The organism is Streptococcus sp. 263_SSPC (assembly GCF_001071995.1).
In the GTDB taxonomy this organism is placed as follows: Bacteria; Bacillota; Bacilli; order Lactobacillales; family Aerococcaceae; genus Granulicatella.
The window spans coordinates 38983-54595 of sequence record NZ_JVNU01000010.1; the positions used below are offsets into that span (position 1 = coordinate 38983).

A 15613-nucleotide genomic window follows, 5' to 3' on the forward strand; every position below is an offset into this window, starting at 1 on the left:
GCTTTATAGTATAGCACAATCCATTTATTAAAAAAAGATTAAAGTTGGAAGAGGACGTTCTCATTTTCATTTTTTCAGTTCTTTCAAAACAAGCAAAAACCGCAACTGGATTTGCTCCAATTGCGGTTCGCTTTGTTATTCAATAATGCCTTGTTCTTTTTTACGACGTTCTTTGATTAAGTCTTTCACCGAAATCAAGACAACGGCAGCTAGAATCATCGCCATGCCGACAAAGTCAATCGCGAAGAAATGCTCATTCATGATAAGGAAGGCGAAGAATACCGCAGAAATCGGTTCGACGGCAGCGATCAGACTACTCTTCACCGGCCCGATATAGCTCGTTCCTTTTAAAAACATCGTGTACGATATAATCGTTCCAATAAGGATAATTCCTACGAGCGAAGCAATGATATCCGGGCTATACGTGATGTCCAGCGTTGTAAGGCCGCTCATCGGGAAGAGAATCACCCCTGCAATGACCATCCCTACTCCAATCACCGTTAGACTCCCGTACTCTTGAATGAGTTTAATCGGAAGCATGATATAAATGGCATACGTAAATCCGCTAAAAATCCCCCAGAAGAGCCCGAGTGGTGTCACGCTCAGTTGATTGAGTTGCCCATGTGTGGCAATGATGAATGTCCCCAGAATTGCGAGGATAATCGATGTCACTTCAGACACGGTCGGTGTCGTGCGATTTTTCAAGCACATGTACACCAGAATAATCACCGGGCAGAGATACTGCAAGACCGTTGCGGTTCCGGCATTACTGAGGTGAATCGCCTCAAGGTAAGTAAACTGGTTCATGAAGAGCCCGATAAACGCAAAGAGCGTAATCTTCGCGTAGTTCTTCTTTTCCTTGAAGAAGGCGACGAGTTGCCCCCGGGTGAACGCGTAGCCCATCGCTAACAGGCATACTCCGGAGATAACGAGACGTAGGTCGGTCAAGGCAAGCACGCCCATACCGTGTGCCATCAAGTATTGACCACATGCGCCACTCATCCCCCAGGCAATTCCAGCAAAAAGCGTCATCAAGGTTCCTTTTATGATTTGATTTTTTGGTTGGTTTGGTTGTTCTGTTGTTTTCATACTCTCGATTATAGCACATCTACCAGCGTTTCTTCACGAGTTCAAGTGTTCCATTTTCAGATTTCCCATAGATTCACGATTTCAGTGCCCTGAAGCGATTCGTTTATTGCAGTTCCATTTTATTCTTATGACAAAAGTGTGAATTTTATTTTAGGAAATTGCGCGTTTCACCCTTTTTTGGTACACTTAAAAAGGAAAAATTTAACCAAGGAGGTTTTTATGAAACTTACAGGTAAAGTCACACTCTTAACGGCTGCCCTATTCGCCCTTTCGGCACATGCGGTTGCTGCAGAGACGACACAAACCGAAACGACCGTTCAACCGACGACTGTTGAAGTGACAACGGTTCAACCAACAACAGAAACAACAACGACTTCGGAAGGCACTCTTCCAAAAGATTCTAAAAACGACGTCGATATTCATGTATATAAGCCAGGTGAAGAACCAAAATACACTGGTCTTTACAAAGCTGACGGCGAAACGTACTACCAAGTGGACAGTAAGCCAATCACGAATACGTGGAAATGGCACGGAGGACGCTGGTACTACTTTGGCGCTGACGGAAAGATGTTGAAATCAACTGTTACTCCGGATGGCTATCTCGTGGACATCGAAGGAATGCTGGTTAGTCCAGGCTGGAGCTACCAAGGTGGTAAATGGTACTATGCCCTATCAGGTGGGAAAGTATTCCGTGGCGACTGGAAGAAAATCGGTGGCGTTTGGTACGCATTCCACGATAATGGTGTGATGTACTCTCACGAATGGAACGACATCTATTTCTTAAAAGATAGCGGTGAGATGGCCGATAACGAATGGGTTTTCGACAGAAACTACAATAGCTGGTTCTACATTAAGCCAGGTGGTGGTTACGCAAGCCGTGAGTGGAAAGGCGACTACTACTTGAAGGCTGGCGGCTATATGGCCCAAAGCGAATTCATTTACGATCCAAATTACAAAGCGACATACTACTTAAAAGAAGATGGCTCTTATGCGCGTAATCAATGGCTTTTAATTAAAGGCAAATGGTACCACTTCCGTAAGTATGGGGAACTCGATACAAATAAATGGATTGGTTCTTACTATGTAAAAGAAGACGGAATGATGGCCGAAAATGAATTCATTTACGATTCAAACTACAAAGAAACGTACTATTTACAAGAAGGCGGCTCTTATGCGCGTAATCAATGGCTTTTAATTAAAGGCAAACGGTACCACTTCCGTAAATACGGAGAACTCGATACGAATAAATGGATTGGTTCTTACTATGTAAAAGAAGACGGAATGATGGCCGAAAATGAATGGATTTACGATAAGAACTACGGTGGTAAATTCTATCTTCAAGCTGATGGTGTTTATGCTCGAAACATCGTTACCATCGATGGCAAAAAACAAGCCTTCCAAGAAAATGGGTTATGGATTGCAGAAGTTCCTGATCCTGTAAACTACGGCAACTACAAAAACGTTGTCTTCCTTGACCCAGGTCATGGCGGACGCGACCCAGGTGCAGTTTACAACGGACTTCGCGAAAAAGATTTAAACATGTCGATTTACCGTAAACTTAGAAGCGAGCTCGAAAAACTTGGCTACACAGTTTTAACGTCCCGCGATTCAGATGTGTATGTGGACTACGTTACTGAACGTTCTGAAATGGTGAACAAGACGGATGCGGATGTATTTATCAGTATCCACTTCAACGCAACAGGCGTTCCTGGAGCAAATCGTAGCGGTGTGGAAACATATATCTACGAACCAGACGACGACATTAAGCCTCGTATTAATAAAGTGGCTCATGACAACCCTATTCGTCTCAGCGAAAGCAAACGTCTAGCCGACAACATTCATAACTCTGTTGTATCTGTTGCTGGTGCAAACGACCGTGGTGTTCACGGGGCTAACTACGCAGTTCTTCGTGAAACAGTTAAACCAGCCGTTCTAGTAGAACTTGGGTACATGGATAGCCCTGAATACAAGAAGATTAGCGATGATAAATACCAAAACAAACTCGTTGAAGGAATTGTCACTGGTCTTCGCAACTTCTATAAGACAGCTAAATAAAAGTTTTAAAGTAAAAAGGTTGGCACTCGTTGCCAACCTTTCTTTATATTATGCGATTATTTTTTCTTCTTGAATGTCACTACTCCACTAAGGCCTAACGCTACAAGTCCAAGAAACGTTGTAGGAACTTCTGCAAATCCTGTGTTTGGTAGTTCCGGTTGCTTCGGTTCCTCCTTTGTAGTAACTTCAGTCGTTCGAACTGGTATTATTTCACCTTCCGTCGTTGGTGCTTCTGTTGAAGGTGTTGCTGTTGTTGGTGCTTCTGTCGTTGAACTTTCTGTTGTTGATTCTTCTGTTGGTGTCTCTGCCTTATCTAAATACACATAGTAATCAAATCCTGGTGAGTATGGATCATTTGAGAACACCGTGTTTGGATCAAATGTAAATCCTCCTGCCCCATCAGAAGCCACATTAATTGTTCCACCCACAACCTTTTCAGCTTCCCCAGGTTTCTTCTCGATAATTTGTACTTTTTGACTAGCTGCAAATGTATATCCTTCCGGAACAGCTGGTAAAGCAGTCACTGCTGCTCTTGTTGGGTCAACTGGGTCATTATTAAATGTCTTTGCTTCCCCTACTTTATTGCCATCTTTATCCACGAAGACAATTTTTCCTAATTTATGATAGTAAACATCATAGTTTAGTTCCATCTCTCCTGTTGGTGAAAGTTTTCCGCTCGGGATTTCTTTCACCGTTGTGAATTGTCCTGGTACGACTGGAGAAGGTACTGGCGGTAACTCCGCTTCCTCGTCTCCTACTGCTGGTTCTTCGGCAAATACACTTGTTGGAGCAATGGTCGCAAATGTCATTAACCCACATGTCACAAGAGTTCCTAGGCACAATGATGATTTCAATCGTTTTTTCATTTCCATGATTCCTCCTTGGTTAAACACATTTTTCACAAATATTTCTAAAACAATCCTACCACTCCTATAATGGAATTCAAGACTATTTCCAATCCATTCCAATTCAAGTTTGTTCCCTTTACAGGAAGAGTTCACACACGTGGTTGTCGCTATCGTATTGTTAACTTTGTGAAATATTATTTATTAACATTGTTCCATTAAATGATTTTCCAAAAATTTTATCCAATTCTATTCTACTCAAATCGTCACTTTATAATTATTTCACTTAATGGTAAAATAAAGGTAACCAACTTTAGGAGGCACGTTTATGTTTTATAAGATAAAGAAGATGATTTTAGGATTGTTGGCCTTTACCGCCCTACTCCTCGTTGCAGGTTGTCAGACATCTACACAACAAGCACCTAAGACTCCACAAGATTTAACGAAGGACCAACAAGGAACTTGGGTGTGGACAGAACAACAATTGACATTGCAAAAAGTCTTCCTTGCTACTAATGTGGATCCTCGCGCAGCAGCATTCATGATAGATGACTTAGATAATGTCAAAATGACGATGACGATTAAAGACAAGACGGTTGAATTGAAGTATCGTTTTGACTATCTCAAAATTTACGAAGACCAATATAAAGGACAAAACCTACAGACACCTGATTTCAAGACATATGTCCAAAAGAAAACAGAAGACTTGAAGGCCTATGTAGCAACTCTTCAACATACAAAAATCACAGTCGACGAAGCAAATTACGCATATGACTATACGCTAACAGGAACTATTGATCCGGACAATCACACGATTACTTTCCCGGAAACTCCAACATTCCTAAGCAAAATTATCTTAGGACCTACTTCTAACCCACTAGAGGCCATGACGTATAACTATACAGTAGAGGGAAAACAAATGACCCTTTCTGCTGAGGGCAAAAACGATAAAGGGTTGAAACTCGTGATGCGTCTTCGCTTTAACTACACGGATGGGAAAGAATAAGAGGAGTGATGGATGATGAAAATGATGAAAAAAATTTCGCTATGGATGATGTCGCTTCTTACTCTTCTATTCATCGCAGGATGTGCTGAACAAAAGCAAGAACAAACGACTGCTGAAACAACAACGGAAGCCCCTGCTCCAGTCGCTCTTGAAGGTGAATGGCAAGCAGTCGACTTTAGAGATACATTAGAGCGTACATTTTTATACTATTACAAAGATGCGTATAGCCGATTGAAAGTAACAGAGGCTTTCGAAGATGTCTCTCCTACGTTAACAATCGAAGGAACAAAGGTGACTCTTACGTACACGGCCGATATGAATAAATACTTCGAGTTCTATGCCGAAGCCAATAAAGATAAAATCAAGGACAAGGCAGAAGCAGCTAAAGTACTTGCTGCCGTTGCCCAACGAAGCATCAAAAAATCAGAAGACTTATCTGGTACTTACAACGATGAGACTTATATTTATAAAGGAAAACAAGAAGGCGGTGTCTTAGATACAAACGCCAAAACGATTGTATTCCCGGACGTTCCAAATATTTTTGGAATTCTCTCACTTTATGTGTCTTCCAAAGAAGCCCCGATTACTTATCACTATGAAATTAATGGGGATATTCTTACGATGTATGCGGAAAAAGTCTATAATGAAAATGGACTTCATTTGGTTTATCCAATGAAATTCAAGAAAGTGCAAAAATAATTCACTGCCCTTTGAGATTTTCTCAAAGGGTTTTTGTGTGTAAAAAATATATAACTTCTGCTCTATTAAAATACTCTAGAACCTTTGGCTAGCGATTCTCATATTATGAACTTAAACAATATAGACGCAGTAGACAAATGGATTGACCTTCACTATCAAGTAGTTTGGTCAATCCTATTTGTCCTTGCGGGGGTAAGACTACGAAGAAACAGAATAGCACTGTTTCTTCTGTCTTACTCCCATTCCCATACCCCGAAGCTCCTTCGTATTTTAATAGATACGGAAAGCTAATTTACACATAGATTCCCTTGAGAATCTCAAAAGTTGAGTATACCAGTCAAAGAAACCTTTTCCTCTTTTCATTATGCTCACCGTTCAAATGAGACTCGCTCAAAGTTTCACTTTATAATCGTTCCAGTTAATGATAAAATGTAAATAACAACTTTTAGGAGGTAACTCTATGTTTTGTAAGACAAAGAAGATGCTTTTCGGATTCTTGGCGTTCGTTACTCTACTCTTCGTTGCAGGATGCCAAAGCCAAACGCCTGATTCTAAAGCACAAAACACATCCCCACAGGAATCATGGGAATGGACTGAACAAACATTAACGATTCAGAAAATTCTTTTGGCCATGAATTTAAATAAATTTGTTTCCGCATATGCGGTAGAAGACTTCAATGACGTAAAAATGACACTCGATATTAATGACAATACGGTTGAATTGAAGTACCATCTTAGCGTAAAAAAAATTTATGAAGATCAATACAAAGGCCTCCAACTGAAAACTCCTGATATGGATACTTATGTAAAAAATAAATTTGACGAGTTTAAAGAGGCAGTCAAGAAATACCAGCATGCACAAGTTACAACAGACGATGCAAACTTGGCCTATGACTACTCTTTAAAAGGTGAAATCGATAAGGAAAAACATACAATTACCTTCCCTGAAACACCGACTTTCTTAAAAGCACTTGTCATGGGAATTGGCATTGATCCTTTGAAACCTATTACGTATAACTACACAGTGGACGGCAATCAGATGACTCTGTTCATTGAAGGCGATCTTCAAGAAGGCTATCCTCGAGAAATGCGTATTCGTTTCAATCGATTAGGCGGACAATAAGAAAGGAGTGGCAAACATGAAAAAATTTACTTTATGGATGGTTTCCCTCTTCTCTCTACTGTTCATTGCAGGATGTGGAAACGAACAACAAACCGTACAACAAACACAAAGTCAAACTCCAACCACAGAAGCCCCAAAACCTGTTTCTGTTGATGTCGAAGGAACATGGCAAGCGGTCGACTTTAGAGATACACTCGAAAAAGTATTTCTACTCAAATATGACGATGCAGCCAGTCGCTTAAAGGCAACAGATGCCCTTAAAGACGTAGTTCCAGTCCTCAGGGTCCAAGGAAATGAGGTTACATTCGAATACACAGCAAACATGTCAAAATTCCTTGATGCGTATGCGGATGTTATTGATAAAAAACAATTTAGTTACAAAGAAAATGCGATTAACTATATTGTTGGTTTAGCAAAGACGACGTATAGTAATCTCAAATACCATACGGTTGATTGGAATGAACAAACATCGACGATTAAATCTGTGTTGAAAGATGGCGTTCTAGATACAAAAACTCAAACGATTACCTTCCCGGAAGTTCCAAATATTTTTGCTGTCATCCCACTGTATATCACCGATCAAGAAAAACCGATGAAATATCAATATGAGATTGTTGGTGACACGATGACGTTAAAAGCGGAACGAACACTGAAGAAGCAAAACTTACATCTGGTATACCAAATGAAATTCAAGAAAGTTTCTGAGGCAAAAACTAATTAACGAATATAAAACTCTTTTTAAGGAGGTCTAACAATGATTAGACATAGTAAAAAAATCATCCTTACTCTACTGACTCTCTTCTCAGTTTTGTTCATTGCTGGATGCTCTCAGGGGTCAAACAACTCTGAAAGTTCACCAGCTGCTACAACAGAAGTACCGAAGAAAGTAAACGATATTGAGGGTGAATGGAAACTAACGGACATTCGTAATTCAATCCAATCTATTTACTCTTTATTCGAAATAGATGAAATACAATTCGGATACTTTTTAACAATTTTTGACGACTTAGACATGCGTTTGAAGGTTAACGGTGACAAGGTTGAGGTCAGCTACTCGACTGACTTCAATAATTTCTCAAACAATCTTTATAAAGGAACTAATAAAAAAGATTCTGCTGAAGTTTTCAAAACAAACCTATTTAAACGTAGTAAAGAATTGGCAGATAAATACAAGACAAATAAAGCTACATTGGATGTGACAACGGGCGCCTTTAGTTTCTATGCTCCTGGAACCATAAATGATACAGATAAAACTATGTCCTTCCAAGAGCCGTTAAACTTTAACATGAGCTTTCCTATGACATTGACGGAGACATATGATCCAATTACATATAAATATGAATTGAAAGATAATCTTCTTCTCGTTTCTTTAGATGGTATTGATTCTAAAACCCAGCAACCCGTTCATGCCGAATTAAGATTCGAACGTGTCACTGGTTCAGAAAATAATACGGCAGCAACAACTACAAAACAGACAGCTTCTTTAGACGGCAAATGGGAACTTATAAATTCTGGTGACGCCTTCTTACGTGGGCTTTTCTATCGCCTTCATTCTCAATATGAAAGAAAACTGCTTCTACAAGTTTACTGGAATACGTTAAAGGATTTAAAGCCAACAATAACAATTTCTGGAAATAAGGCTACTTATGAGGGTTCGGTTAATCTAACAGACGCCTATAATAGCATCTACGAATATCATAAAAAAAATGCTAAAATAAAACTAGAGCCAAAAGAAGAGTACATACGTACGTACTATTTTAATAGTATGATTAAAACAAATTTAAGTGCGAGTAAATATTCTAAAATTGATATTGATGAGGCAAACTACACTGTCCATACTGTAATCCCAGATGGAATAGTTAATACAGACAGAAATATAATTACTTTCGATAATCCAATGGCTATTTCGGATCTTGTCATTTTTTCAAACTTTTCTATAGCAATTTTGGATACAACTTATAACTACACAATAGACGGCGATATTTTAACCCTTACCTATGAAAGACATGAAACTGGCCAAAGATTTAATATTTACTATGAATTGAAGTTTAAGAAAGTTCAAAACTAATTCACTGCCCTTTGAGAATTTCTCAAGGGGCTTTTTTTGTGCATTGAATTTACTTATTAAGTGCACTATTAAAATACTCAAGAACCTTTGGTTCGTAATAGTTATGATAACTGCTACACCGGGTTGAGCCTTAGGTCTCAATCCTAGCAAGCTTCAAAGAGCGGGTAAAAGTTGAAAGCTTTAACACGCTCTATTTCACATTGCTTGTTTGTCGCGTTTATCATTACTATTACCCAAAGGTTCTTCGTATTTTAATAGACTTAAGGGACTGAAATCCAATTAATATACCTTATGAATCTCAAATACTGCTTCGCGTGTTGCTGAAGACCTTTCCTGCTCTACTTTGAATAATCGGTGAAATTACGGGGCAAGCTTGTAAAATTCGTGAAAACCGTTGCAAACTTTAACTGTAACCTTTATAATATAAGCATATTAGAATTACTCTATTTAAGGAGGTCTAACGATGTTTAGACATTATAAGAAATTATTTTTAACACTAGTTGCTCTATGCTCAGTCTTCGTACTGGCTTCTTGTTCCCAAGACAAAGGCAACTCTCAAAATGCCGCTCAAACAGAAGCACCAAAAGTAGAAACGATTGATGGTGATTGGGAATTGGTCGATGTTGTCGATGCTTTATCGCAAGCCATCGGAGCCTATACCCTCCATGGAATCCACTTTGCACACTTACTTGAATCTGTTAAAGACTTCAAAATGGATATGAAGATTGAAAACAATACGGCAACGATTAAATACGACTATAACATTGATAACTTTATTAAAGCTTTCTCCACTGTCACAACAGAAGCTAGAGGCAAGACTGAAGAAGAGTTCAAAAAAATCGTATATAACTCTCATGAAGAGTTCGCAGCCGGATTTGAGAAATACAAAGTCAGCATGAATAAAGAAACTGGTGTATTTAGCTACGAAGCAACGGGTTCTATTGATCAAGATGCCAAAACTATGACCTTTGATGAAGGAATTACTGTAGCGAACTCATTTTTCTTCTCATTCGGTGAAAATCGCGCTTCGCAAAACACATATCACTACGAACTAAAAGATGACATGCTTTACGTAACGATTGACGGAAAATCGAAAAAGGATAATCTTCCAATTCACTATGAACTACACTTCAAACGTAAAGGAAGCACTACTCAAAAAGAACCAGTTCCAATTGAAGGAAAATGGCAAGCCATCGACTTCCGACCAGCACTTGAACGTAGCTTAGCTTATAAAGATTTCAAAAATGATGATTCAGCTATCAAGCTAATTTATCCTGAAGCATGGAAAGATTTAAAACCAACGTTAAACATTACAGGTACATCTGTTGAATTCGACTATACGGTATCTCTAGCGGATGGTTTTGGAATGTTCTACGATTACTTAAAACAAAAAGACGGATCTAAAGTAACGCAAACAAAAGACGATTATATTAAAAATCAATTTACTAAATTATCAGTCAACCTACAATCTGGTGCTAAAGACTACCCAAATACAACTTATGAATTTGATAAAGAAAATAACACGATTCATTCTGTATTGAAAAATGGTAAATTAGATACAGCAAACCAAACGATTGTCTTCCCAGAAGCGATCAATATTGTGCAGCTTGCAATCCTATCTATTGGACCTGCCAATAAAGAAACGACGTATAAATACTCTATTGATGGAGATATTTTAACGTTGACGATTGAGCAACGCGATGGCAATAATAATCTAAATACGGTTATTTCTGCAAAATTCAAAAAAGTTTCTGACACAACTAGCAATTAGTCATTCCACTGCCCTTTGAGAATCTCAACTATTTGTTCCATTGTTAGAGACAATTTTGTGCTTCTCAGTTTGAATAATCGGTGAAGTTACGGGTGAAGGTTGTAATTTTTGTAAAAAGCCTTGCAAAATAAGAATATTAAAAGTATAATATAAGCATAATACAACAATCTGTTTGAAGGAGGTCTAACAATGATTAGACAAACTAAGAAACTGTTTCTTGGTCTCTTCTCTCTTGCCGCAGTTTTTGTGATTGCTGGATGTGGACAGAACCAAGCTTCAGATCAAAATGCCAATAACGCGCAACAAGCGCAATCGAAACAAGAACAGAAAGATCCAAATAATATCGCTGGTGAATGGGAATCTGTATACGAGATCGATTCATTGCAAAAAGCCTTTTTCATAAAAGGAATGAAAAGTTATACTTATGCAAAATTCATTGAAGCCTTCAAAGACTTTAAGATGAAATTATCAGTTGACGGGACAAACGCTAAACTAAGCTATCAATATGACTCGAAGAACTTTGCAAAAGCATTCTACGAGATTTCTAAGGATAAGAAAAAAATGACAGAAGATGCATTTGTCAGCCGTTATATTAACGGACAAACAGAGTTCGTGCAAAACTTCAAAAAATACAAAGCATCAATGGATACATCGACAGGAATATACAGCTACGAAGCTACCGGAACTATTGATGAAAAAGCGAAGACTGTAACATTTGACGAAGGACTCATGATTCTTGACTCCTTCCCATTGACAACAGCGGATAAAGATCACAGATTCGATCCAGTAACATACAACTATGAAGTAAAAGATGGCTTCTTGATTATCTACGCCGATATGAAAACGAAGGACAATCTTCCAGTTCATTTTGAACTAACATTCAAACGCGTACCAAGTGCAGAAAAGAAATAGAAAGGAGACGCGACCATGTTTAAACAATACTTAAAACCATTATTCATTGCTGGCTGCTCTCTTTTAATGCTTGCTGGCTGTGGAAATCAAACTGCTACAACGACAACTACAACAACTGCTCCTTCCAATCCACTGGAAGGAAAATGGGAACAAATCGACTTCAGAAGTACACTCGAACGCGCCTTAGGATATAATGATTTTAGTAATTCAGAAGAAATTCCGCGCCGACTCATTTATTCTGATGCCTTCAAGGATGTGAAACCTACACTAACGATTACAGGGAATTCTGCGGTATATGACCTTACAGCAACAACCAATGTGGCTGTCGGCAACTTCTATGATTACGGGAAAGCCCAAAAGTTAACAAGTGTCAAAGGAACCAAAGAACAATATATTAAAAATCAGTATGACGCTTTGAAAAAGCAACTGGAAATTTATAACAATATGAAAGGCCCCCTCAGCTTTGAATTCAACGATGAAAAGTATGAAATCCACCAAACCTTAAAGGATATTACATTTAACGAGAGCGCTGGTACAGTGGAATTCAAGTACGCACCAATGTTCATCGATTTGGCGACATTCTCCAATGAGAAATTCATAAAACCAGTAAGCTATAAATATTCCATTGAAGATGGAATTTTAACACTAACACTTGAACAGCCTAAAACACTTAGTGGTGAAGAAAAGATTGTTGGCTACTTCACGATGCGTTTCAAAAAAGTAGCGGAATAATCTGTTTGCTAGGCTTACTTCACCACTTAGCATAGATAAATAACAGGACCGATTATTTGGTGGCCAACAATTCACAGGTGAGACTGATGAGGATTTTTATAGTGTTGATTATAACGAATAGGAATGTAGTTTGACTACATTCCTATTTTTTGTCCTATTTTACTTTAAAGTATTTCAAATAACGACTTGAGTTTTTGTGCACATACGATTATAATATAGATATATTACAAAATAACAGGAGGTCCTTTTATGAAACTCTGGACTAAAAAATATTGGCTGTGTACTTTAACTGCTCTGTGCACTCTTATCTTCGCAGGCTGCAGCACCGCAACAACAACCAGCCAAATGACTACACAAGAAACAACTGTTGAAAAAGCTGAAACACTTGAAGGTACATGGGAATTAGTCGATGCCCCTTCTACCCTTCAAAAAAGCTTCCTAATGCGTGGCTCAAACGCAAAAGTCTACGGTCATGCCCTAGAAGACTTTGCTGACTTTAAACCACAATTAGTCATTAGTGGAGATGGTGCGGAATTTAAATACAGCTTAGATTACACGGCCTTTCTCGACCACCTCTATGAAGTAGAAGGTAATGGAACGAAGAAAAAAGAGGAATACGTTAAAGACTTCATTAATAAGCTACGAAATAATGCCCTTCGTTTCAAAGTCACAAAAATGTCAGTGAATGCATCGAAGCCAAAATACGACTACACCTTAGCTGGTGGTAAAGTGGATGAAAGCAATCAAACGATTACGTTCCAAGAGACCCCTAGTATCCTTACTATCTACTCTTTTGGGACAACAAATCTTGTATTAGACCCGATGACGTACAAATATGAGTGGAATGGCAATACGCTCGTATTAACAGCTGAGGGGAAAACGGAAAAAGGAACAGAAACAATCATGAAGATGACCTTCAAGAGAGTCAATGAGTAGAAAGGAGAATTCACATGTTTCGATTCAATCTAAAAAAATATTCTATTTGTGCCGCTTTCCTACTACTCTTTCTTTTAGCAGGTTGTGGGCAAAAGACGCAAGAGGCTTCAACAGAAACTGTAGCCATTACAACCACTGAGGAAACGACTCAAGCCCCTGTTTCTCTTGACGGTACTTGGGAAGCTTATAATATCCGTGAAACCATTGAAAGATTGCTAGTCTATTCGAGTTTAAATGATGAAGGTGGTTTAAAAATGGTGAACTTCCTAACACCTCTTATTCGCCCTGAATTAATAATCAAAGGAAATGACGTGCAATACCATATCGCTTACAACAATACTGACTACTTCAAACTCGACTACGAACTTAACGGAAAGAATTTTTATAGTAGCTATGACGCGTTTATGAATCAGAATGGCAAGCTCATCCAAAGCTTCTGGTCGAAGTTGCAGCATGGCTCTGGTGGCTATAATGAGGACATGTCCAAACTCGATTTAACCATTAAAGATGGAACGATTGACCCAACAACGAAGACGATTAAATTTCCACACTCGTTATTCATTACGCCAAGCTACATTTTGAATCCAAATCAAGCTGTGAGCGAAACGACTTATGAATACACGATTGAAGGGGATATCTTAACGTTAAAAGTATCCGGATTATATGAGCGTGACGGATACAATCGATCATACACGATTCAATTTAAGAAACAATAATCGTATGTTAGGAGGTAACATACATGAAAACTCATCAGGAGAGATTTTGGCTAGGGGCTCTGGCGACGTTGTGTACTTTTGCAATGGCTGGATGCAACGTCCCTTCCGCAAGTTCTCAATCCACTCAAGAAGCCACAACTGTTGCTCAAAGTGACACTCTTGATGGTTCTTGGGAATTAACCGATGTAAAAACCACATTAAGAAAATCATTTGTTCTAAGAGGTTCCGACCCAACGCAGTACGCCTATGCTATTGATGATTTAGCTGACTGGAAACCACAACTCGTCATTTCAGGAAATGATGCTGAATTTAAATATAGTTATAACTTCACAAAATATTACGAGAATCTATATGAACATATTTATAAAAATGGTTTCCCAGATAAATCTGAATTCAAAAATATTTTATATGAAGGTTATGAAAACGCAATTTCGATTTTAAAAGTTACTCAAATCAAGATGGACAAAGAAACAAACCAATTTGATTTCTCTCTTCCTGGAGGTGCTGTGGATACAAGCAACAAAACGATTACTTTTAAAGAAACACCATTTCTCCTAATGACATTTTCATTAGGACTGACCAAGAAACCAACTCGTCCAATCACGTATCAATATGAATTAGATGAGGATACCCTCGTAGTCAGTGCTAGAGGCAATAATGAGCGTGGAGTTTTAACAACGATGAAAATGACATTTAAGAAAGTATCAGAATAGAAAGGAGCTCTCACATGTATACATCAATAACAAAAAAATTAATGCTGTGCGTAGCTTCCCTTTCACTTCTCCTTCTGGCAGGCTGTACTGGAAAACAAGAAGAAACTGCTGTAGCTCAGTCAGAAGCGACAACTGAAACTGCCACTCAGGAAGTCTCTTTAGATGGAAAATGGAAGATTTATAATCTACGTGAAAGTCTAGAAAGTATCCTAATGTACTATAATTCGGTTAATCAATTGAACGGATCGCTAATTCTGCTATTTGCTGCCGAAAAAGCAACGATTGCATCAGAGATTACAATCAATGATAATACCGCAGAATATCATGGCGCCTATGATATGAAGCTAAGCTTTGAAGCTTACTACGATAGTGAGTTTGATTCTAAAGAGATTTCGAAAGAAGAAGGACTCAAACGATATCAAAGCTATGCTGAATTTCTTTTTAAAAAATTCCCAGATGCAGTCGGTGGTCTTTCAGAGGACAAGCAGACCCTCGATGGAACGATTAAAAACGGAAAAGTGGATACTCAAGCAAAAACAATTACCTTCACTGCTCCAATTTTCTTTTCAGGAGATATAGAAGCAACACCTTCTATTCTCAGCGACAGCCCTGTTACATATGCGTATTCAATCGAAAATGATATTCTAACATTAACAGTCAGTGGATATAATAATATTTATAATGTGCCCGTAACAATTGTCCTCCAATTCCAAAAAGTTCAAGAATAAATAAAAGGAATGTAGTCTATACGGGACTGACCCCAAAAAGTGAGAATTTAATAAAAACACCCTAGGGCTACCGTCTCCGGTATTCAACCGGAGACAGGTAGTCCAATTTTTGTTGGATTCTATTTTCATTATAATATTTGATGTAATTTTCTACAATTTGAATTACAATAGAAGATGAAGTTATTACTTCATCTTTTATGTAGAAAGCTTCGCACTTTAG

At 38.4% G+C, this 15613-nt stretch carries 16 protein-coding genes; 13 read left to right on the forward strand and 3 right to left on the reverse strand.

Annotation, left to right across the window (positions count from 1 at the left end):
- Positions 1-135: 135 nt before the first annotated feature.
- Entirely contained in the window at positions 136-1089 is a 954-nt protein-coding gene (locus tag ADH02_RS00400) for a DMT family transporter (RefSeq protein ID WP_048781648.1), read from the reverse strand.
- A 219-nt stretch (positions 1090-1308) separates the two neighbouring features.
- On the opposite strand from ADH02_RS00400, the gene ADH02_RS00405 reads away from it, so the two are divergent.
- Positions 1309-3144: an N-acetylmuramoyl-L-alanine amidase gene (locus ADH02_RS00405; protein ID WP_048781650.1), complete on the forward strand. Its 1836-nt coding sequence runs from the start codon at positions 1309-1311 to the stop codon at positions 3142-3144.
- 56 nt (positions 3145-3200) lie between these two features.
- Here ADH02_RS00405 and ADH02_RS00410 read toward each other — a convergent pair whose 3' ends face one another.
- Positions 3201-4016 (reverse strand): LPXTG cell wall anchor domain-containing protein, encoded by an 816-nt coding sequence (locus ADH02_RS00410; RefSeq protein WP_048781652.1) that lies wholly within the window; start codon positions 4014-4016, stop codon positions 3201-3203.
- Between the two features lie 301 nt (positions 4017-4317).
- Here ADH02_RS00410 and ADH02_RS00415 point away from each other — a divergent pair, with 301 nt between their 5' ends.
- The 12 genes from ADH02_RS00415 to ADH02_RS00470 all read left to right on the forward strand — a co-directional run bounded on the left by ADH02_RS00415 (position 4318) and on the right by ADH02_RS00470 (position 15393).
- On the forward strand, positions 4318-4995 hold the full coding sequence (locus ADH02_RS00415) for a hypothetical protein (protein ID WP_048781653.1): 678 nt from the start codon (positions 4318-4320) through the stop codon (positions 4993-4995).
- Between the two features lie 15 nt (positions 4996-5010).
- Positions 5011-5694: a hypothetical protein gene (locus ADH02_RS00420; protein ID WP_239681709.1), complete on the forward strand. Its 684-nt coding sequence runs from the start codon at positions 5011-5013 to the stop codon at positions 5692-5694.
- 460 nt (positions 5695-6154) lie between these two features.
- Positions 6155-6817 carry a hypothetical protein gene (locus ADH02_RS00425; protein WP_048781658.1) on the forward strand — a complete coding sequence of 221 codons (663 nt, stop codon included), beginning with the start codon at positions 6155-6157 and terminating at the stop codon, positions 6815-6817.
- Between the two features lie 16 nt (positions 6818-6833).
- Positions 6834-7538, forward strand: coding sequence for a hypothetical protein (locus ADH02_RS00430; protein WP_048781659.1), 705 nt, complete (start codon positions 6834-6836; stop codon positions 7536-7538).
- 33 nt (positions 7539-7571) lie between these two features.
- Positions 7572-8885 carry a hypothetical protein gene (locus tag ADH02_RS00435; protein WP_048781660.1) on the forward strand — a complete coding sequence of 438 codons (1314 nt, stop codon included), beginning with the start codon at positions 7572-7574 and terminating at the stop codon, positions 8883-8885.
- Between the two features lie 463 nt (positions 8886-9348).
- Positions 9349-10656 carry a hypothetical protein gene (locus ADH02_RS00440; protein WP_048781661.1) on the forward strand — a complete coding sequence of 436 codons (1308 nt, stop codon included), beginning with the start codon at positions 9349-9351 and terminating at the stop codon, positions 10654-10656.
- Between the two features lie 189 nt (positions 10657-10845).
- Positions 10846-11568 (forward strand): hypothetical protein, encoded by a 723-nt coding sequence (locus tag ADH02_RS00445; protein WP_048781663.1) that lies wholly within the window; start codon positions 10846-10848, stop codon positions 11566-11568.
- Between the two features lie 15 nt (positions 11569-11583).
- A complete protein-coding gene (locus tag ADH02_RS00450) occupies positions 11584-12300 on the forward strand; it encodes a hypothetical protein (protein WP_048781665.1) in 717 nt (238 codons plus the stop codon).
- A 249-nt stretch (positions 12301-12549) separates the two neighbouring features.
- Complete coding sequence (locus ADH02_RS00455) at positions 12550-13236, forward strand: hypothetical protein (RefSeq protein ID WP_048781667.1); 687 nt, start codon at positions 12550-12552, stop codon at positions 13234-13236.
- Positions 13237-13250: 14 nt separating this feature from the next.
- Positions 13251-13952: a hypothetical protein gene (locus tag ADH02_RS00460; RefSeq protein WP_048781669.1), complete on the forward strand. Its 702-nt coding sequence runs from the start codon at positions 13251-13253 to the stop codon at positions 13950-13952.
- A 23-nt stretch (positions 13953-13975) separates the two neighbouring features.
- A complete protein-coding gene (locus ADH02_RS00465) occupies positions 13976-14665 on the forward strand; it encodes a hypothetical protein (protein ID WP_048781671.1) in 690 nt (229 codons plus the stop codon).
- Between the two features lie 14 nt (positions 14666-14679).
- Entirely contained in the window at positions 14680-15393 is a 714-nt protein-coding gene (locus ADH02_RS00470) for a hypothetical protein (RefSeq protein ID WP_048781672.1), read from the forward strand.
- 67 nt (positions 15394-15460) lie between these two features.
- On the opposite strand, the gene ADH02_RS09285 is transcribed toward ADH02_RS00470, so the two are convergent.
- Positions 15461-15613 (reverse strand): IS3 family transposase (locus ADH02_RS09285; protein WP_048781683.1); only part of this gene is annotated, 153 nt, incomplete at its 5' end.